Source organism: Ancylobacter sp. Lp-2, assembly GCF_020523795.1.
Lineage (GTDB): Bacteria > Pseudomonadota > Alphaproteobacteria > Rhizobiales > Xanthobacteraceae > Ancylobacter.
In genome coordinates this window covers 94,039-112,437 of the sequence record NZ_JAJALI010000007.1, presented here as the reverse complement: position 1 = coordinate 112,437, position 18,399 = coordinate 94,039, and the positions used below count along the sequence as shown (strand labels likewise).

Annotated in this window: 15 protein-coding genes and 1 pseudogene; 4 read left to right on the top strand and 12 right to left on the bottom strand. The window is 66.4% G+C overall.

Translation table 11 applies throughout. From position 1 onward, the window contains the following. Positions 1-39: 39 nt before the first annotated feature. The 11 genes from LGR54_RS17680 to LGR54_RS17630 form a co-directional block, all read right to left on the bottom strand. Positions 40-1,077: a PhnD/SsuA/transferrin family substrate-binding protein gene (locus LGR54_RS17680; protein WP_230363306.1), complete on the bottom strand. Its 1,038-nt coding sequence runs from the start codon at positions 1,075-1,077 to the stop codon at positions 40-42. A gap of 113 nt (positions 1,078-1,190) precedes the next feature. After that, positions 1,191-2,177: a serine O-acetyltransferase EpsC gene (gene epsC / locus LGR54_RS17675; RefSeq protein WP_230363305.1), complete on the bottom strand. Its 987-nt coding sequence runs from the start codon at positions 2,175-2,177 to the stop codon at positions 1,191-1,193. A 119-nt stretch (positions 2,178-2,296) separates the two neighbouring features. Beyond that, on the bottom strand, positions 2,297-3,901 hold the full coding sequence (locus tag LGR54_RS17670) for an ABC transporter substrate-binding protein (RefSeq protein ID WP_230363304.1): 1,605 nt from the start codon (positions 3,899-3,901) through the stop codon (positions 2,297-2,299). Between the two features lie 20 nt (positions 3,902-3,921). Continuing rightward, the gene (locus tag LGR54_RS17665) at positions 3,922-5,160 is read right to left on the bottom strand and encodes an acyl-CoA dehydrogenase family protein (RefSeq protein WP_230363303.1); all 1,239 of its coding nucleotides are present in this window, start codon (positions 5,158-5,160) and stop codon (positions 3,922-3,924) included. Between the two features lie 5 nt (positions 5,161-5,165). Next, positions 5,166-6,143 carry an amidohydrolase family protein gene (locus LGR54_RS17660; RefSeq protein ID WP_230363302.1) on the bottom strand — a complete coding sequence of 326 codons (978 nt, stop codon included), beginning with the start codon at positions 6,141-6,143 and terminating at the stop codon, positions 5,166-5,168. Then, positions 6,140-7,366 carry an acyl-CoA dehydrogenase family protein gene (locus LGR54_RS17655; RefSeq protein ID WP_230363301.1) on the bottom strand — a complete coding sequence of 409 codons (1,227 nt, stop codon included), beginning with the start codon at positions 7,364-7,366 and terminating at the stop codon, positions 6,140-6,142. The genes LGR54_RS17660 and LGR54_RS17655 overlap by 4 nt, the downstream gene beginning before the upstream one ends. Continuing rightward, entirely contained in the window at positions 7,366-8,697 is a 1,332-nt protein-coding gene (locus LGR54_RS17650) for an LLM class flavin-dependent oxidoreductase (RefSeq protein WP_230363300.1), read from the bottom strand. Before LGR54_RS17650 ends, LGR54_RS17655 begins: the two co-directional genes overlap by 1 nt. Beyond that, the gene (locus tag LGR54_RS17645; protein ID WP_230363299.1) at positions 8,694-9,575 is read right to left on the bottom strand and encodes a hypothetical protein; all 882 of its coding nucleotides are present in this window, start codon (positions 9,573-9,575) and stop codon (positions 8,694-8,696) included. The genes LGR54_RS17650 and LGR54_RS17645 overlap by 4 nt, the downstream gene beginning before the upstream one ends. Further along, complete coding sequence (locus tag LGR54_RS17640; RefSeq protein WP_230363298.1) at positions 9,572-11,233, bottom strand: ABC transporter ATP-binding protein; 1,662 nt, start codon at positions 11,231-11,233, stop codon at positions 9,572-9,574. Before LGR54_RS17640 ends, LGR54_RS17645 begins: the two co-directional genes overlap by 4 nt. Before the next feature lie 10 nt (positions 11,234-11,243). Beyond that, on the bottom strand, positions 11,244-12,140 hold the full coding sequence (locus tag LGR54_RS17635; RefSeq protein ID WP_230363297.1) for an ABC transporter permease: 897 nt from the start codon (positions 12,138-12,140) through the stop codon (positions 11,244-11,246). A 3-nt stretch (positions 12,141-12,143) separates the two neighbouring features. Further along, positions 12,144-13,106 (bottom strand): ABC transporter permease, encoded by a 963-nt coding sequence (locus tag LGR54_RS17630; RefSeq protein ID WP_230363296.1) that lies wholly within the window; start codon positions 13,104-13,106, stop codon positions 12,144-12,146. 139 nt (positions 13,107-13,245) lie between these two features. Between LGR54_RS17630 and LGR54_RS17625 the strand changes: the two genes are divergently transcribed. Both LGR54_RS17625 and LGR54_RS17620 read left to right on the top strand, forming a co-directional pair. Then, the gene (locus tag LGR54_RS17625) at positions 13,246-14,871 is read left to right on the top strand and encodes an ABC transporter substrate-binding protein (protein WP_230363295.1); all 1,626 of its coding nucleotides are present in this window, start codon (positions 13,246-13,248) and stop codon (positions 14,869-14,871) included. A gap of 35 nt (positions 14,872-14,906) precedes the next feature. Beyond that, positions 14,907-15,782 (top strand): phosphate/phosphite/phosphonate ABC transporter substrate-binding protein, encoded by an 876-nt coding sequence (locus LGR54_RS17620; protein ID WP_230363294.1) that lies wholly within the window; start codon positions 14,907-14,909, stop codon positions 15,780-15,782. 222 nt (positions 15,783-16,004) lie between these two features. Here the strand turns inward: LGR54_RS17620 and LGR54_RS26075 are convergent. Continuing rightward, positions 16,005-16,346: pseudogene (locus LGR54_RS26075) on the bottom strand (ATP-binding cassette domain-containing protein); the annotation flags it as partial. Positions 16,347-16,527: 181 nt separating this feature from the next. Here LGR54_RS26075 and LGR54_RS17615 point away from each other — a divergent pair. Together LGR54_RS17615 and LGR54_RS17610 are read left to right on the top strand one after the other, a co-directional pair. After that, positions 16,528-17,532, top strand: a complete 1,005-nt coding sequence (locus tag LGR54_RS17615) for an ABC transporter permease (protein ID WP_230363293.1) — start codon at positions 16,528-16,530, stop codon at positions 17,530-17,532. A 6-nt stretch (positions 17,533-17,538) separates the two neighbouring features. Continuing rightward, entirely contained in the window at positions 17,539-18,399 is an 861-nt protein-coding gene (locus tag LGR54_RS17610; RefSeq protein ID WP_230363292.1) for an ABC transporter permease, read from the top strand.

Sequence of the window (18,399 nt, the reverse complement as noted above, 5' to 3'; positions counted from 1 at the left end):
GACGAGCGCCATTGCAGCGGCACCCGTCATCCGGTGAATCTAGTCGGCGGCCTTGCCGAAGGCGGTGCTGGCGACTGTGTCGAAACGCAGGTCGAACTCCTGCGTGGCGTCGAGATGCTTTGGCAGGTCGCCGGCGGCGTGGATCAGGTCGACGAGCCCCTGCTGGTAACCCAGCAAAGACTTCAATGGCAGGAACGACGCGCGGCCCTGCGACTGCACGATGGCCCGGCCATCGGCCTCCTTCAGCCGCTGGCGGTCGACGTAATAGGCCTTCACCCATGCATCGGGATTGGCGTCGGACCATCGGTTCGCGGCCGCCCAGCCGATGACGAAATTGCGGATAGCCGCGGCCTTCGCCGGATCGCGTAGCGCGGCGCCGGACGCATAGAGATAGGTCAGCGCGCGAGGCATCTTCTCATAGGCGCTGTCCGGCACGGCGAGCTGCCCTTTGCCGGCATAGTCCGCGAGATAGCGCGAGTAATGCGGCTCGTTCAGCACCCCTACATCGATCTGTCCGCTGCGAACGGCATCGGGCATGTCGCTGGAGCGCAACGGGACGAAAGTGACGTCCTTGCGGGTGAGACCGGCGAGCTTGAGCGCGGTCAGCACGAAAGCCTGGCGGCCGGTGCCCTCGGCATAGGCGATACGCTTGCCACGCAGATCGGCAAGCGTATTGACGCCCGACAGGCCAGGACGCAGCGCGAAATGATAGTCGGGCTCGGAGGTTTCGCGGGCGGCGACGATGCGGATCTCCTCTCCGGCGGCCTGTGCCTGGATCGGCGGCACGTTGCCGACCGTCGCGAGATCGAGCGCACCGGCGCGGAACGCCTCCAGAATGGCGGGACCGCCAAGGAAGTTGGCATAGGTCGCGGACGAGGCCAGCTTCGCCTGCTCGCCGGAGGCGATCATCAGCGTCTGGAGTTCTTCGTTCTGGTCGGCCACGACGAGCTTCGTGCCGGCCGGCACATTGACGTGCAAGGCCTCCTGCGCCGTCGCGGCCACGGTCAGGGCGCCGAGGAACCCGAGGGCGATCGGCAGCAGGCGACTGCGCAGATTGAAAACGGAAATGGCGGTCACGATGTGGGCTCTCCTATTAATCTAAATATCTAGTAGATTAATAGCATGTCAATCGCATCATGCCCCCGGTGACGCGACTTATGGCATCGTGATGTATGGGTGGCGACCGGCCGTCAGGGATCCCTTTCAGGCCGTTCCCCCGACCGGTTCTGGGCCTGGGTGATGTGGCTCCCCGGCGGCACCGAATGCGTCAGCCAGACATTTCCGCCGATGCTCGATCCACGTCCGATGGTGATCCGGCCAAGCACCGTGGCGCCCGCATAGATCACGACATCGTCCTCGATGATCGGATGCCGGGGATTGCCCTTGACGAGCACGCCGCGCTCATCCGCGGGGAAGCTCTTGGCGCCGAGGGTCACGGCCTGATAGAGGCGCACGCGCCGGCCGATCACTGCGGTCTCGCCGATGACCACGCCCGTGCCGTGATCGATGAAGAAGCTCTCGCCTATCGCGGCCCCGGGATGGATATCGATGCCCGTGCGCGAATGCGCGATGTCTGAGACGAAGCGCGCGAGAAAGGTGGCGCCGAGCCGATGCAGCGCATGGGCGATCCGATGGTGGAGGATCGCGGCCATTCCCGGATAGACGAGCAGAATCTCCGAATAGCCGGTCGCGGCGGGATCGCCGTCATAGGCAGCGCGCAGATCATGGACGAGCAACCCCCGGATCTCCGGCAGCGCCGCCGCGAAGCTGCGGGTGATATCCGCGGCCTCGGTCCGGAAGGCCCGTTCGCTGCGATCCTCCTGCACCGAGAACGGCAGGCTGCGCGCAACCTGCTCGCAGAGGTTGGTGAGCGCCTCGTTCAGCGTCGCACCGACATAGTAATCAATGGTTTCGGAGGTGAGGCCCGGATCGCCGTAATGGGCCGGGAACAGTGCCGCGGCAAAGCCCTGCACCGCCTTGACCACGGCTTCGCGCGACGGCGGCGGCCGCAGCCGCCCTCGGTGCCGGATATTGTGGCTCACGTCCCGCGAAAGCTTCAGCCCGGCAACGACGGAACTGAGATTCCAGTGCGGAGGCCGCCCGGCGATGTCTTGATCGGACGGGCCTTCGCAATCGGGCCCGGCCTTCTCGTCGATGCTCTGCTCACGTGAAGACATCGCCCCCTCCCCAGGTTGCCGACCGTCCGCGAGGATGGCGCGAGCCCGCTCCCGGTCTCTTGGCCATCGCGGGCGGTCGCTTGCATTCCGGCCACACCAGCCCTTCCGAACTCTCACACCTACTGCGCCAACCAGGTGTCGAAGAAGATGACATGCGGCCCGCCCGTGCCGCTCGGCCCGAACGCCAGGCCTTTCACCTTCCCGTTGGCCGCCCAGAGATTGTCGGGATTGAACAGCGGGATGCCATAGCCACGATCGAGGATGATCGTCTGCACCTCGTCCGTCAGCTTGCGTCGTTCTACCGGATCAGTGGTGCCGGCCTGCTTGACGAGAAGCGCATCGATGTCGTTCTCCGGCGGCAGACGCAGGCGATTGATGCCCGCGCTCGAATAGTCCTTGCGCAGCACGTCGGGATCGGCCAGCGACCAGTGCCAGCGATAGACGTCGTAATCCCCGCGGATCTGCCCCTGCAGATATTCGGCGCTGCTCGGGATCGGCTTTACGATGAAGTCCACACCAAGGTCGCGCAGCTGCTGCTGGAGCACCTCGAACAGCTGACGGTTGAGGGCGTTGGAGAAGAACGCGCCGGTGATCTTCAGCCTCTGGCCGTCCTTGACGCGGATGCCGTCGGCGCCTTCCTTCCAGCCCGCCTTGTCGAGGCGCGCCTTGGCGGCGTCGAGGTCGTAGGGAAGCTGCCTGGTCTGATCGAGAAAGCCCGGCGTCTTCGGCGTCAGCAGGCCGGTGGCGGCGTCGACATAGCCGTTCTGCACCAGTTCCACCACGTCCTGCGTGTTGATGCCTTGGCGCAGTGCCCGCCGAACCTCGACATCGCTGACCACCGGACGCGAGACGTTCACGAACAGGCTTGCCGCCGTGCCGACATAGGGAGCGTTGACGAGGCTGAATCCGGCCTCCTTCAGCTTCGCGGCGTCCTGATAGGACGCGAAGGCGATGAGGTCGACCTGGCCGCTGGTGAGTGCCCCTGTGCGGACGCTCGCCTCGGGAATGACCTTGGCCACCACCTTGTCGAGATAGGCCTCGCCCTGATGCTTCTTGAGGCTGGAGGCCCAGTTGTAGTCCTTGCGCTTCGCCAGCACGACCTGCTCGTTGAAGACCGCGCTCTCGATCACGAACGGTCCCGATCCGATGACGCCTTCATAGCAGCGCGCGTCGGGCGCCTTCTTCGCCGTCGCCGGCGAAACGAGCCCAAGTTCCGAGGTGGCGGTAGCGGCGAGAAAGGCGAGATTCGGCTCCCTGAAGGCGATCGCCACCGTTGCGGGATCGAGCACCTCGATGGAGGCGACGCCCGACAGGTACTCCGCACCGGCGGCGCCAGGAATCTTCGCCAGGGCCTCGAAATTGTCCTTCACCACATTGGCATTGAGCTTGGCACCGTCGCTGAAGGTGACATCGTCGCGCAGGTGAAAGACGTAGCGGGTGGCGTCAGCGTTGATCTCCCACGACTTCGCCAGCCAGGGCACGATCTTCGACGCGTCCTCAAGTCCCTGGTCAGTGAGGGAGTCGACGATCTGCCGCCCTTCGCGTGAGCCGAAGCCGTGCTGATGTTGCTGCGGATCGAGGCATTGCGACTGCACCTGAAGGCCGACGACAAGAGTGCCGCCTGATTTCGGCGTGTCCTGTGCCTGTGCGGCTCCGGCCACGAGGCCGAGGGCCACGGCGGCGAGCCAGAAGGAGGACGGACGGGACGGTGCAGGAAAGCGCATGGCTGGGTCCGGGGTTTGAATCAGAAAAATCCCCCGTCCGTCGGAGGCGCCGTCCCGTTGATGAGATGGTCGCCCACGACCTGCGCCTTGTAGGCGGACGGGTTGTGGCTGAGCAGGGTGCGGATGTTCCGCCAATGGCGGTCGAAATTGAGCGCGCGGCTGGTGGCCGAACCACCGCCGGCATCGAAGATGCGCTGGGCTGCCTTCAGGGCAAGCTCGCCGATCACGACCTGCGCCTTGGCGGTCTCCACCGCGTTGTCGGCGAGGATCCCGTCAACGTCCGGCGCGTGGGCAAAAATCGCCTGCTGCGCACGGTCACTGGTGCGAGCGGCACGGGCGAGCAGGCTGTCGACCGCATAGGACAACGCGGCGATCTCGCCGATCGCCTGCTGGACAAAGAGATCGTCCCGCGCCGTGGCGGCGGGGCTGTGCGCGATGGGCCTCGCCTGGCGTCGCACGTAGTCTGTGGCGTCGGTCACAATGTTGCGCACGATCCCCGCAATACAGGCGGCGAGGAAAAGCTGCCGAAAGGTCGAGGCATGACGCGACGGGTGGCTGCCCGGCGGGCGGGCGGATATTTCATCGGCAAAGACCTCGACATCCTCGAAGACGATACCGCCGCTGGCGGTCAAGCGCTGGCCCATCCCGTCCCAGTCGTCCAGGATCTCGACGCCGGCTCGGTTCGTCGGCACCAGAACCCGCACCACGGCGCCGGCTTCGTCCAAGGCGCTGAGGCTCACCCAATCGGCATAGGCCGTGCCGGTGGCGTAGTGCTTGCGCCCATTCAGCCGGAAGCCCCCGGCCCGCTGCGACAGTTGCGTGGCGATGATGCCGGGCCGCGGCGTGCCGATCTCCGTGCTGGCGCTGCCGAAAAGCTCGCCACGGGCAACGGCTTGCGCGAGCGGAGGGCAGGCGTCGGCGTTGTTGGTGACGAGGAGCTCGACAAAGTTGAAATGCGGGCGCAGGGCGTGGGCGACGTTCGAATCCGCCTGCGCCAAGGTGGCGATCAGCTCGATCGCGTCCTCGACCGTGCCGCCGGGGCCGCCCCAGGCGCGGGGCAATCGCAGCGCCCCCAGTCCGCTTTCGCGGAACAGGACGAAGGCATCGAACGGCAATTCACGCGCGATGTCGCGCTGCGCCGCCCCCACCGCGATGCACTCCGCCAATGCCGGCACGCGCCCGAGCAGGCTCGTGCGGTCCGGCAACCGGAGCGGCAGGGAGACGGGCTCCGCCCGCGTAGGGTTCGGCGCGCTGGTCATCGGGCTCATTCGGCCGCGCGAGCCTGCGAGGCCGGGCGCAAATTCAGCAGCCGGCTGGCATTGCCGCCCGCGATGAGCGCCTGTTCTTCGGCAGAAAGGCCGGCGGCATCCAGTGCCTTCGCCAGTCCCTGACGCGAAACCGGGGCCCATATCGGCCAGTCACTGCCGACGACCACCCGCTCGGGACCAGCGAGGTCGATGAGGAAGCGGATGACGGCGGGCTCCTGCCCCATGATGTCGAAATAGATGTTCGGCCTTGGCTTGCCGCTGGAGCGCGCCTTGGCGCCGTAATGCTCGGATTCCGCCGCCGCGAGAACGAGAGCGCCGGCGCCGATGGCGGTGAAGATCAGGTGCAGGTCCGGCAGGTCATCGAGGATGCCGGCATGCAGCACCGAGAGGAACGCCGTGCCGTTGACGAGGCCGCGGCCGAAGCTATTGCCGGGCACGCCGGCCGCGCGGGTCAGCGCCTCCGCGATGGGCGCGGCGACCGGATGGACCAGCACCGGCACCTTCAGCGCCGCCGCGACTTCGAGCGTCGGGCGCACGCGGGGATCGTTGATGAAAAGCCCGTCGCGGGCGGAATCGATGACGATGCCGACATGGCCGAGTTCGCGCACCGCCCGTTCCGCTTCGCGCGCCGCGCTCTCGCCGGCGAAGGCATCGACGGTGGCGAGAGCGCCGAGCCGGTTCGGGTGGGCGGCGACCGTCTCCGCGAGGAAATCGTTGACCCGTGCGATTTCGCCGGCGTCGGTGGGGCCTTCTATGCCGAAGAACCCTTCGATCGTGGCGCTGAGCAGGCGCAGATCGATCCCGCCTTCTTCGCTCTCCCGCACGAGGAGATCGACATCGGTCAGCTTCGCCGCGCGGACAGCGGCCACCTCACGGTCCCGCGCCGTGGCAGAGGCCGACAGCTGGGGCGTCCAGCCCTTGGGACGGATGTGGGTGTGAACGTCGATGATCTGCCAATCGGTCTCGGTGCTCATGCGTCGCTCGCTTTGTTCGGGATGATGGGGGCGGCGAGCTTCAGCTTCGCCTGCAGATCGGCCGACAGGCGGCCATTGAGGTGGTAGTCGCCGACGAACGCCTGCCGCCAGCGCACCGGATCGTGCATCGAATGGGTTCGGGTGTTGCGCCAGAAGCGGTCGAGCCGCAGCCGTTCGGCCACGGCCCCCGGGGGAGAGAAATCGAGCAGCTCGCTGGCGACCTGCGGCCCGAGCTCATAGGCGAGGCTCTTCGCCTCATCGACCGCGATCGCCGCTGCAAGGGGGGCCTCCTGCGGCGGCAAAGGCCGCTCCAACGCGGCATCCACCAGCCTAGCCGCCCGACGAACCAGCGCGGTCGCGGCCTCGGCTTCGGCGCGGAGATCTCCCAGCCGGGCGAGCCGGACGGCAGACGGCGTTTCGGCTTCTCCCAGCCATCGCGCCGCCGTGGAGAGCGCTCCAATCGCGGAGCCCGCTTCGATCGCCGCATGGATGAGCTGGTTCCCGGCGAATTGCGCGGTCAGCAGGCCGGGATCGCCAAGCGAGCGGTCCACCACCTGGCTCGCCGGAACCCGCACATTGGTGAGCAGGGTGGTGCCGCTGAAGGTGGCGCGCTGGCCGAACGCGTCCCAGTCCTTGCGCAGTTCGAGACCGGGCGTGCCGTTGGCGACATAGGCCGTGCGCACGCGCCCATCCGCGTGAAGCGCATGCACCGGCACCCATTGCGCGGTGAGCGCACCGGTGGAGAAGTATTTCGCGCCGTTGATGAGGTAGCCGTCGCCATCCTCCACGATGGCGGTCTTGAGATCGGCCCGCGACCGCCGGTTCGGTTCGGCGATGGCGTTGCCGAAGCGGGCGCCGGCCAGCACGTCGCCATAAAGCAGCTTCTGGGTCTGCGGTGCCGCGACGAGGAGGGTGTCGACGAAATCGAAGTGGTTCTGCGGCACCTGGGCCAGCGCGGTGTCGGCGGCGCCGAGGATGAGGAATACCTCGATCAGCGTCTCCGCTCCCAGTCCAGGCCCGCCATGCTGACTGGGAATGGTGATGGCGAGCAGCCCGGAACGGCCCAACGCATCAAGCTCGGCCTGCGGCACGCGGCGTTCGGCGTCGATGGAAGCCGCGACCTGCTTCCAGCCGGCTGCAAGCTCGCACGCGGCGGCGACCGCCTCTTCGTGCGAAGAAAGGAAGGCCGCGCTCTTCTGGGGAATGCCGATATGCGCGGTCATCAGCTTGCCGCCCGCTCGTGACGGGCGCCGGGCGTCGGCCATGGCAAGCCATACCGCGCGCGCAGTGTCCGCTCGCCATAGGCGGTGCGGAACAGGCCGCGCCGTTGCAGGATCGGCACAACTTGATCGACGAAGGCGGCGAGCCCTTCGGGGAACACGTCGCACATGATGTTGAAGCCGTCCGCCGCGCCGGTGGTGAACCACTCCTGCATGTGATCGGCGATCTGCTCTGGCGTGCCGGCGATGAGCCTGTGGCCGCCGCCGCCGCGGGCAATGATCTGGCGGACCGTGAGGCTGCTGTCCTTGGCGACGGCGACGGTCGCCTCGATGAAGCCCCGCGATCCCTTGGCGGCCTCGATCCGGGCAATCAGGTGATCCGGCACCGGCTTGTCGTAATCGAGCTCGCCGACATCGACCCCGAGCCGGGCAGCGAAGCGCTTCAGCGCTCCTTCCTCGCCGATGGCGTCGAGTTCGCGCTTGCGGGCGAGCGCCTCCTCCTCGGTGCCGCCGATGGTCAATGACAGGCCGGGCAGGATGGCGATGGATGACGGGTCGCGATTCAGCCGCCGCGCCCTCTCCTTCACGTCGGCATAGTAGGCGCGCGCCTCCTCGACGACCTGCTGCACGCTGAACACCGCCTCGGCATAGCGCGCGGCAAGATCGCGGCCCTGATCGGAGCTGCCGGCCTGCACCAGCAGCGGCCGGCCCTGCGGCGTGCGCGGCAGTTGCAGCGGGCCGGTGACGGAGAAATGCTTGCCGGCATGATCGATGCGGTGGATCCGGCTTGCATCGGCAAAACGGCCGGTGTCGCGTTCCGCGAGCAGGGCGCCATCCTCCCAGCTCTCCCACAGCGCCAGCACCACATCGACGAATTCGGCCGCGCGGGCGTAGCGGTCCCCATGGTCCGGCAATCCCCGCAGGCCGAAATTGCCGGCGGCGCGCTGATCATAGGTCGTCACGACGTTCCAGCCGACCCGCCCGCCGCTCGCATGGTCGAGCGACGAGAAGGCCCGCGCGACGTTATAAGGCTGGCTGAAGGTGGTGGATGCGGTGGCGATGAAGCCCACATGGGTCGTCGCCACCGCCATGCTGGCGACGATCACCACGGGATCGAGCGCCCAGGCCGGCCCGAAACTGGGATCGGGGGCGGAGTTCAGCGCATCGGCCAGAAACACGGCGTCGAGCAGGCCGCGCTCGGCGATGCGGGCGATATTCTGATAATGGCCGACATCGATGAAGGCGGAGGGGTTGCCGCCCGGCGCGCGCCACGATGCCGGATGCGAGCCGGAAGGCAGCACGTTGACGTTCAGGTGCATGTGCCTTGCGCTCATGGAGCGGCCCTCGTTTCGGTGATGAAATCCCGCCCCAGCGCCTCGGCGTCCCGGTGCGGCGGGTAATGGAGCTCATGGGTGGCAATGTCGCGCCAGAAGCGGTCGAAGCCATGCTTGCCGCTGGCCGAGCTGGCGCCCAGCAGGCCGATCCCCTCATTGACCAGGGTGCGGGCGAGGAGCTTCGCGTAGTGGCGGGCGATATCCAGCCGGGAGACGGCGTCGGACGGATGATCTTGGTCCAGTGTCGCGCCGACCGCGGCGAGGGCTTCGGCCGCGAGGGCATCGAGCGCATTCCGGCGCGCGAACAGCAGGCCCAGCGTGCGCAGCGCATGCGGATCGTCGGTCGCGTGGGCCAGACCCGCGCCGTACCAGGGAGTTGAGCGCGCCTTCAGGAAGCCGACCGCCCGGTCGAGGAAGCCGTCCAGTGTCCCCTGCACGACCGCGAGATGCAGCGAAGCGGCAATGAGGCGGTGGCGTGCCAGCGCGCTTTCGAGCACGGCAGCGGGGACTGTCAGCGAGTCCCCGTCCGGCAGTGGTACGTTGGCCGGCAACAGGCCTTCTTCCGCGCCGGAGAGGCCGAAGCCCGGCTCGGCGCGTGTGAGGTGGAGGTCGGGGTCATGCCGATCCAGCAGGATGAGGCGGGCTTCGCTCCCTTCCGTCCGGATCGGGACGATCAGGATCCGCTCGGCTTGCGACCATCCGCCGATCACCCGCACGCCGTCGGTGGAAACGGCATAGCGCGCGGTGGGCGCACCCAGATGTCGCGCCAGATCGTTCGCCGCATAATGTCCGGCGAGAACGATGGCGGCGCCCGCATCGTCGAGCGCGGATGCACGCACGGCCAGGGAGGCCGCCGCAAGGTCGAAGGGTTCGCTCATGAGGCTTCTGCCAGTCTGCGGCCGGGAATGGAATCGAGAAGCAGCCGCGTATAGGGATGCTTGGGGGCTCGGAACACTTCGTCGGCGGTGTCCAGCTCGACGATCCGTCCATCCTTCATCACGCCGACCCGGTCGGAAACCTGACGGACCACCGCGAGATCGTGGGAGATGAAGAGATAGGCAAGCCCATGGCGGTGCTGGAGTTCGGCGAGCAGGTCGAGCACCTGCGCCTGGATCGACACGTCGAGCGCCGAGACCGGCTCGTCGCACACCACCAGGGCTGGCTCCGGCGCCAAGGCACGCGCAATGGCGACACGCTGGCGCTGACCACCGGAGAGTTCGGCGGGCAGCCGCTCCGCAAAGGCGTGCGGCAGGCCGACCTGATCGAGCAGTTCCAACGTGCGGCGGCGGCGCCATTCCCGATCGCCGAGGCGGAAGCCGGCGAGCGGCTCGCCGACGATCTCGGCGACCGTGAGGCGGGGATTCAAGGACGAGAACGGGTTCTGATAGACGGGCTGCACCTGTCGGCGGCGTTCCCTCTCCTCGGCGGCGCTCAGGCCGGCGAGAGCGCGCCCCTCGAACTTTGCTTCGCCGCTGGTGGGCTGGACCAGGCCGAGGACGATACGGGCGAGCGTCGACTTGCCCGATCCGGATTCCCCTACCAGGCCAAGCGTTTCGCCGGGTGCGATCGCAAGACTGACGCCGTCGACGGCGCGGAATGTGCCGCGGTGGCCACCGGCATCGGAGACCGCGAAATCCTTCGTCACGTTCTCCACCGCGACCAGCGGCGGACGCGGGTCGGGCAATGGCCGAACGGCTCCCGCCGCCGGGTGCGATGTCGCATGCCGGCGGCGCCCGGAAGAAAGGCTGGGCGCACTTGCCAGAAGAAGCCGGGTATAGGCGTCCTGGGGGTTGCGGAGCACATCTCGCGCGTCTCCCTCCTCCATCACCGTTCCGTGGCGTAGCACCACGATGCGGTCCGCCCGGTCGGCAGCGACGGCAAGGTCGTGGGTGATGATTAGGACCGCCGTACCAGAGGAGGCCGCGAGCGCGCCGATATCGTCGAGGATCCGCTTCTGCACGGTCACGTCCAACGCCGTGGTCGGCTCGTCGGCGACGATCAGCGCCGGTCCGCAGATCAGCGCGCCGGCGATCAGGGCACGCTGGCGCATGCCGCCGGAAAGCTCGTGCGGAAACTGCTCGGCGCGGATTTCGGGCTGGCCCAGACCCACACGGCCAAGCGCCTCGATCGCCCGCGTCTTTGCCTCGGCTTTCGACGCCAGACGGTGGATCAGCAGAGGTTCGGCGACCTGCCGGCCGACACGGTGCGAGGGATTCAGCGCCACCATCGGGTCCTGCGGAACCCAGCCGAGCCGCTGGCCGCGCAGGCGGCGATAGGCCCGCTCGGAGAGGCGGGTCAGGTCCTCGCCGTCGAATGTGACTGTGCCGGCGGTGATGCTGGCGGCGGGCGGCAACATACCCATGATCGCATGGGCGATGGTGCTCTTCCCCGAGCCGGATTCGCCGACCAGCGCAACGACCTCTCCCCGCCGGACGTCGATGTCGACGCCGCGCACCGCCTCGATGACACGGTCGCGGGTGCGATAGGCGACCTTCAGGCCCCTGACCGCCAGGAGAAGATTAGAGGTGTCCGTCATGGCACCGCCTCTAGAAGGTCGCGGCGTGGCGCCGGTCGAGCGCGCGGGCGACACGATTGGCGGAAAGGACGGTGATGGCGATGACGAGGCCGGGCAGCGTCGTCAGCCACCAGGCGGTGGCCATATAGTCGCGCCCGCCGGCAACGAGCAGGCCCCATTCGGGCGCGGGCGGCGGTGCGCCGAAGCCGAGGAAACTCAACGCCGAGACGCTGAGGATGGCCATTCCGAGCTCCAGCGTCGCCAGCACCAGCACCGGTCCCGCCGCGTTCGGCAGCACATGGCGGATCAGCGTACGCAAGGGCCCGATGCCGGCGAAGGAAGCGGCTTCGACATAGGGCATCTGCCGAACCTTCAGCACCTCGGAGCGCATGACGCGGGCGAAGCTGGCCACGCTGCCAATGCCGACCGCGATGGCGATGTTGAAGGTGCCAAATCCGAGCGCATTGATGATCGCCAGCGATATCAGGAGCGTCGGCACCGCGAGCAGCACATCCATGACGCGCATCAGGATGTCGTCGACCCACCGGCCGACATAGCCGGCGAGGAGACCGATGACCGAGCCAAGGACGAGACCGACCATCACCGCGACCGCCACCGCCTTCACCGATTCGCCGGTGCCGTAGACGACGCGTGTCAACAGGTCGCGCCCGAGCTGGTCAGTGCCGAACCAGTGCGCCGCGCTCGGCGCCAGAAGCCGCGCCGCGCCGGAGCCACGCAACGGATTGAGCGGAGTGAATATCTGCGGAAACAGCGCCGCGCTCAGCACGGTCGCCAGCACGATAGAGGCGAGCAAAAGCCCGGGCTGGCGCAGCAGGGACGCCGTGGCGATGCGCAATTCGCCAAGGGCGCGCGATACCGGCCGGCCCGCGGCGGCGCTGCCTTCCCCGCGGGGATAGGTCATGGTCATGGCTCAGGCTCCCTGGATCGTCGGACGGCGCATGCCGATGTCGATGCGGCGGTCGATCAGTGGGTAGAAGAGATCGACGACGAGATTGACCGTGACGAACACCGACGCCGCGAACACCACGGCGACCAGCACCACCGGCGTATCCTGATAGGTGACGGCCTTCACGGTGATGAGGCCGATGCCGGAGCGCGAAAAGACGGTCTCCACCACCACCGAGCCGGCGATGAGCTGGCCGGCGGCCATGCCGAGAGCGGTGATGACCGGGATGATGGAATTGCGGAAGGCGTGGCCGAGCAGCGCCCGTGCCCGGCTGGCCCCGCGCGAGATGGCGGTCTCGATGTACGGAGATTTCATCGAGGTTTCGAGGCTTCGCGACAGGATCTGCGCCACGACTGCCGCCTTCGGGATGGCGAGCACGATCGCCGGGAGAACCAGGCTCGCGAGGCCGGCATTGCCGATCGCCGGCAGCAGGTTCCACTGGAAGGACAGGAACTGGAGCAGGACCAGCCCAACCCAGAAAGGCGGCACCGACACGCCGATCACAGGCATTCCGGCAAGGATCTGACGGATCGTGGACGAACGGGTATAGGTCGCCAGCAACGCCCAGCCGATCCCCAGGGCAAGGCCGAGGGCAAGCGCGCAGGCAGCGAGCTTCAGCGTCTCGGGTACGCCGGTCGCGAACATCGCGAGCGCGTCGCCACCGGTCTGCCCGGAAACGCCGAAATCGCCATGCAGCGCCCGCCAGAGCGCGCGGAGATATTGCACGAGAACGGGCTGATCGAGCCCCATCTCCGCACGTAGTTTTGCCAATTCCTCAAGATTTACAGCACCTCCGCCGCTGTCGGCTCCCAGCTTGCTGAGCGCGCGATCGCCGGGAAGGACGTAGAGCAAGAAAAACGTCGCCGTGAATGTTGCCCACAACACAATCAGTGCGTGCAAGATCCGTCGGAGGAAGTAGGAGATCATCGATTTGCCAACGCCGATCTGTCTCGCCGTAAGAAGGCACATTCGTCTAACGCATTGACACTAATTAGTCTATAAAATATGTCAATTAACTATCATATCAGCGCGGCAATTCCGGCCGCCGCAACAAGGGTTGATTTCAATGAGCCTCGGCAGAGCAGCGGGCGCCAACACGCGCCGCGCCTTTTCCGCGCGCACCGCGTTCGTTCTCGCCTTCGTCGTGTCGACATCGTCGAGCGCGGCACTGGCGCAGGCGGCGCCTCAGAGCGGCGGCACTCTGGTCGTTGCTCTCGCCCGGCAGGATGAATGCCTCGACCCGCAGCAGAGCAATTACGGCTACGGGTCCAATGACGGGCGTCAGCTGGTGGATTCGCTCACCGAGCAGAGCTACGCCAACCCGACCGAAATCGTTCCCTGGCTCGCCACCTCATGGGACATCAACAAGGATGCGACGCGCTACACCTTCCGTCTGCGGCCGGACGTCACGTTCAGCGACGGGAGCAAGCTCGACGCGACGCTGGTAAAGAACAATTTCGAGAAGCTGGCGAAAATCCCCGGCGCCGCCGGTGGGGCCTATCTGAAGGGCATCACCGACATCAAGGTGCTCGACCCGCTGACCATCGAGATCAGCTTCGACCAGCCCAACGTCCCGTTCCTTCAGGCGACCTCGACAGCCGAACTGGGCCTCCTGGCGCAGACGACGCTCGACAAGACGGCCAATGAGCGCTGCTCGGGCGGGGTGATCGGCTCGGGGCCGTTCGTGCTGGAGAAGGTCGTTTACAATCAGGAGGCGGTCCTCGCCAAGCGCGCGGATTACAACTGGCCCTCGAAGCTCCGCACCCATGGCGGGCCGGCCTATCTCGACAAGGTCGTCTACAAGATCGTGCCGGAGGCCAGCGTCCGCACCGGCGCGCTGAAGAGCCAGCAGGTCGATGTCATCCAGAACGTGTCGGATCAGGACGCCGCCACACTGGAGAAGGGCGGATATCCGGTGACCGGCGTCAACTCGCTGGGTATGGCGGTCAATCTCGTCATCAACGTCTCGCGCCCGATCCTTGCCGATCGTGCGGTGCGCCTCGCCCTCCGCCAGGGCATTAATCGTCAGGAAGTCTCGGAGATCGCCTTCAGCGGCCATCAGCCCGCCGCCACCGGCCTGCTGACGCCGCAGGCTCCGAACCATCTCGATCAGAGCAAGGATCTCGCTTACGACCCGGACCTCGCCCGCAAGCGACTTGAGGAAGACGGCTGGAAGGAAGGCGCCGACGGCATCCGGGTGAAGGACGGCCAGCCGCTCGTCATCACCGCCTCCTATCGCGCCGGCGCCATCAACCAGGCCTTCCTCGAAGTGGTGCAGCAGCAGGCGCGCGATATCGGCATCGACCTCAAGCTGCGCCCGCTAACCGCAGGTGGCTTCGACGAGGCACTGCTGGCGGGCAACTACGATCTGCATCGCTGGACCTGGTATCTCGCCGACGCCGACGTGCTGCGTGGCGTCTATTCCACCAAGACGCTGAACCGCTTCCGCCTGCCGGCCGACAACAAGATCGATGCGCTCCTCGATAAGCAGCGGGCCACGACCGATGTCGCCGAACGGCGCAAGCTCACTGACGAGGTTCAGAAGATCATTCTCGACGAGGCGTACGCCATCCCGGTGTTCAACGCCGTGGCCTTGTGGGCGCAAAGCCCGCGCGCGCGCAATGTGCTCTATGGGCCCGGCGGCTCGGGAGGCCCCAACCAGATCTTCTACGAGGCTTGGCTGGCGGATTGAGGTTGCAGCCTCTCCTCGAAGATGAGCGAAAAGTCATGACTGTTCCGACCTTTCACCTTGCCCTCGTCGATCGCCCGCATACGCGCGCCCTCGGCGCGATAGAGACGGATGGCTACAAGCTTGACGTCGAGTTTGCCTCGTTCGAGGAGGTCCGTCGCGGCTTTCTCGACGAGGGGCGATGGGATGCGGCTGAGTTTCCGCTGGGGCGCTACATCGCGCTGAAGGCGGCCGGCGACAGGAACCTGACGGCTATTCCGGTCTTTCCGTGGCGTAGTTTTCGCCACGGCGCGATCTATGTGCGCGACGATGGGTCGGTTTCCGCTCCCTCCGACCTTGAGCGCCGCCGCGTCGGCGTCACCGACTGGCACCAGACCGCCGGCATCGTCGCGCGCGGCCTTCTCGCCAACGAGTACGGCGTTCGGCTCGATCGCATCGACTGGGTTGCCGCCGGGCTTGACGCCGCGCCGCGCCCTGATCCCCTGCCGGTTCCCGAGCCGCGGGGCTTCGCGGTGCAGCGGTCCGACACGCCGCTGGCGACCCTCCTGCAGCAGGGAAAGATCGACGCGATCATCGCGGCCGATCGGCCGAGGGGAAGCGGCAGCAGGCAACTTCTGGCCGACCACTCGGAAGCCGAGACCGCCTGGTTCTCGCGGACCGGGATATTTCCCGTCATGCATGTGATCGCCATTCGCCGGAAGTCCCTGAGCGGCCGTCCGACATTGGACGCGTTGCATCAGTTGTTCGAGCAGGCGAAGGCGTCCAGTAGTCTGGCACAGGAGGCGAAATGGAATTACGGCCTCGACGAGAACAGGGCAGCGCTCGATCGACTTCTCGATGACGCGTTCGCGCAAGGCATCGGCGAGACAAGGCTCGAGACAGAAGAACTCTTCGGGCCGAGCGTATTGCCATAGGGTCGGCTTCCCGATTGCAGGATCGAGACCGAGCGAGCGGCCCTTCAAGGCCCCCATCATAGGGAGTGCGCAGCGTCGAACTCCGTCAACGCATCGGAGCGGAGGCTCTCTATAACGGGATCTCGCTGGTCCCGCCGCCACGCCAGACCGACGCCGACCATGGAACGAAGATGCCGGGACGAGCACCCACGGTGACAACGTGGTCGGCTCTTGGAAATTGGAGCCGATCTCCTCCCCGCAGGCCATGCAACGGGCTGCCAGCGAAGCTCCCTCGGCATGATTGCGGTCGAGACCAGCGATGATGCGCAACAGCGCGCTCTTGCCGCTGCGGCTCGGACCGACCAAGGCGACGACCTCGCCCTCCCCGACAGCGATGTCGATGTTGCGTAGCACTGTCGTGTCGCCGAACCTTCGGAGGTGATACGGGCGCGATGCCGTTCGTTCAGCCGTAGACCAAGCAAAATGCAAACTCCGTCGGCGGCGCTTATCGAAGCCACTATCCTGGAGTGCACGCGCCCCTCGTCCTCTGTTGAACCACCCTGCCTTGCCATGCCGCTTAATCATCTACGCCAAGGGTTTGGACGAGAACAGTCCTCCACCAGGATATAGAATATAAAAATAATAGACTATTGCCCCACCCGACCAAAAGACGTTACCGTTTTCAGCTCGTTGCGCCTGCCGGCGTAGTAAAGCCCTCTTCGCTTCATCGCGATTCAAGAACGCGAGGCGATGGCCAACCGCTATCTTGATCCACTCTCATCATCGAACGAAATCAATGCCCGCTGCATTGCACTCCTATACCGCGCGACGCATCGCTCAGACCGTATTAGTCGTCATTCTGACTTATGTTCTGGTGTTCTTTATTTTATTCATCCTGCCAGGCGATCCCATCCAGCAGCAGATCGAAAACCCTCAGAATCCGATACCGGCCGCCGATGCGAAGATCCTGTTGCAATATTATCATGTCGACCGCAGCGGGCTCGACCAATTCTGGATAGCCTTCCGACGGCTCGTGCAGGGTGATCTCGGCTACTCGCTCACTACCGGAAAGCCGGTGGCCTCGCTCATATTGCAGGCGATCCCGCAGACCCTCGCCCTCGCCTCCACCGCCCTGGTCTTCACCGGAGTGATCGCCTTCGTCATCGCTCTGGCGGCGGCCTTCGCTCCCTCTTCGGTGATCAGGGGGATCGCGCGCGCTCTGCCGGGTGCGTTTCTGGCAACGCCCAGCTTCCTCGTCGGCTTCCTGCTGCTGCAGTTGTTCTCCTTCCAGCTCGGCTGGGTCTCGGCCATTCGCGACGAGGGCTTCAAATCGGTGATCCTGCCGGCGCTGGCGCTGGCGATCGCCGTCTCCGGCCCGATCGCGCAGGTGCTGATCCAGGGACTGAACCGGGCCTATGGCGAGCCCTTCGTCACCGTGCTGCGCGCGCGGGGTCTGGGCGAGGCGCGCATCGTGCTTGGCCATGTGCTGCGCAACGCCGCGATCCCCACCGTCACGCTGCTTGGACTGACGCTCGGCGAATTGCTGGCCGGCTCAGTGGTGACGGAAACCATCTTCTCGCGCACCGGAATCGGCTTCCTCACCCAGCAAGCGGTACGCGAACAGGACGCGCCGGTGATCCTCGCTGTCGTGATGCTGGTGTCGACCGTCTTCGCACTGACCGTGCTGATCACTGACTTGATCTACCCGCTGATCGATCCCCGCATCGCCGCGCGCCCGATCCCCGCCACCGCAGACCAAGCATCGGATTAGAACGAGATGACCGAACAGCTTGAATACTCTGCCATCCCGCGTCGCCGGCTGCCCACCCTGCCGCCGCTTCTGCGCGGTCTCTCCGTCGCCGATGCGCTGGCCCTAGGCTTCGCCGGACTTCTCCTCGTCGCGGTGATCGCGCCGCAGCTTCTCACGCCCTATGACCCGCTGGTCCCCGATCCCGGCGCGACGCTGCAAGCGCCGTCGCTGGCCCATCCCTTCGGCACCGATTATCTCGGTCGTGATCTGCTGTCGCGGGTGATCCACGGAACCTGGCGAACCATCGCGGGATCGCTGGTTGCTGTGATGATCGGCCTGTTCGGTGGAATCGTGCTCGGCATCGCCTCCGCCTATTTCGGCAAGACCGTCGATGCGATCATCGGGCGGGCCGTCGACGTGCTGCTGTCGATCCCCGGCCTGCTGCTTTCCATGGTGATCGTCGTCTCCCTCGGTTTCGGCGCGCTCAACGTGGCGATCGCCGTCGGCATAGCTTCCGTCGCGGTCTTCACCCGGCTGATGCGCTCCGAAGTACTCACCGTGAAGGAACTCGGCTTTGTCGAGGCGAGCTTCCATCTCGGCGAAAGCCGCTGGGGCGTGCTGCGCCGGCACATATTGCCGAACGCCTATGGCTCGGTGCTGGCGCTGACCGCCCTTCAATTCGGCGCCGCCATCCTGTGGATCGCCTCCCTGAGCTTCCTCGGCTACGGCGCGGCGCCGCCCGATCCCGAATGGGGCCTGCTGGTCGCCGAGGGGCGCGAATATGTCGTCTCCTCGCCATGGATGGTATTCCTTCCCAGCCTGGTCGTCGTCGCATCGGTACTGGCGATCAGCCATATCAGCCACCTCCTGCGCGAGCGGGTGGCCTGA

Excerpts from the sequence above, each read along its gene's own strand:
- LGR54_RS17650 (WP_230363300.1), bottom strand. The coding sequence starts at position 8,697 with ATGAGCGCAAGGCACATGCACCTGAACGTCAACGTGCTGCCTTCCGGC.
- LGR54_RS17665 (WP_230363303.1), bottom strand. The coding sequence starts at position 5,160 with ATGACCAGCGCGCCGAACCCTACGCGGGCGGAGCCCGTCTCCCTGCCG.
- LGR54_RS17645 (WP_230363299.1), bottom strand. The coding sequence starts at position 9,575 with ATGAGCGAACCCTTCGACCTTGCGGCGGCCTCCCTGGCCGTGCGTGCA.
- epsC (WP_230363305.1), bottom strand. The coding sequence starts at position 2,177 with ATGTCTTCACGTGAGCAGAGCATCGACGAGAAGGCCGGGCCCGATTGC.
- LGR54_RS17635 (WP_230363297.1), bottom strand. The coding sequence starts at position 12,140 with ATGACCATGACCTATCCCCGCGGGGAAGGCAGCGCCGCCGCGGGCCGG.
- LGR54_RS17660 (WP_230363302.1), bottom strand. The coding sequence starts at position 6,143 with ATGAGCACCGAGACCGATTGGCAGATCATCGACGTTCACACCCACATC.
- LGR54_RS17610 (WP_230363292.1), top strand. The coding sequence starts at position 17,539 with ATGACCGAACAGCTTGAATACTCTGCCATCCCGCGTCGCCGGCTGCCC.
- LGR54_RS17625 (WP_230363295.1), top strand. The coding sequence starts at position 13,246 with ATGAGCCTCGGCAGAGCAGCGGGCGCCAACACGCGCCGCGCCTTTTCC.
- LGR54_RS17640 (WP_230363298.1), bottom strand. The coding sequence starts at position 11,233 with ATGACGGACACCTCTAATCTTCTCCTGGCGGTCAGGGGCCTGAAGGTC.
- LGR54_RS17670 (WP_230363304.1), bottom strand. The coding sequence starts at position 3,901 with ATGCGCTTTCCTGCACCGTCCCGTCCGTCCTCCTTCTGGCTCGCCGCC.
- LGR54_RS17655 (WP_230363301.1), bottom strand. The coding sequence starts at position 7,366 with ATGACCGCGCATATCGGCATTCCCCAGAAGAGCGCGGCCTTCCTTTCT.
- LGR54_RS17620 (WP_230363294.1), top strand. The coding sequence starts at position 14,907 with ATGACTGTTCCGACCTTTCACCTTGCCCTCGTCGATCGCCCGCATACG.
- LGR54_RS17630 (WP_230363296.1), bottom strand. The coding sequence starts at position 13,106 with ATGATCTCCTACTTCCTCCGACGGATCTTGCACGCACTGATTGTGTTG.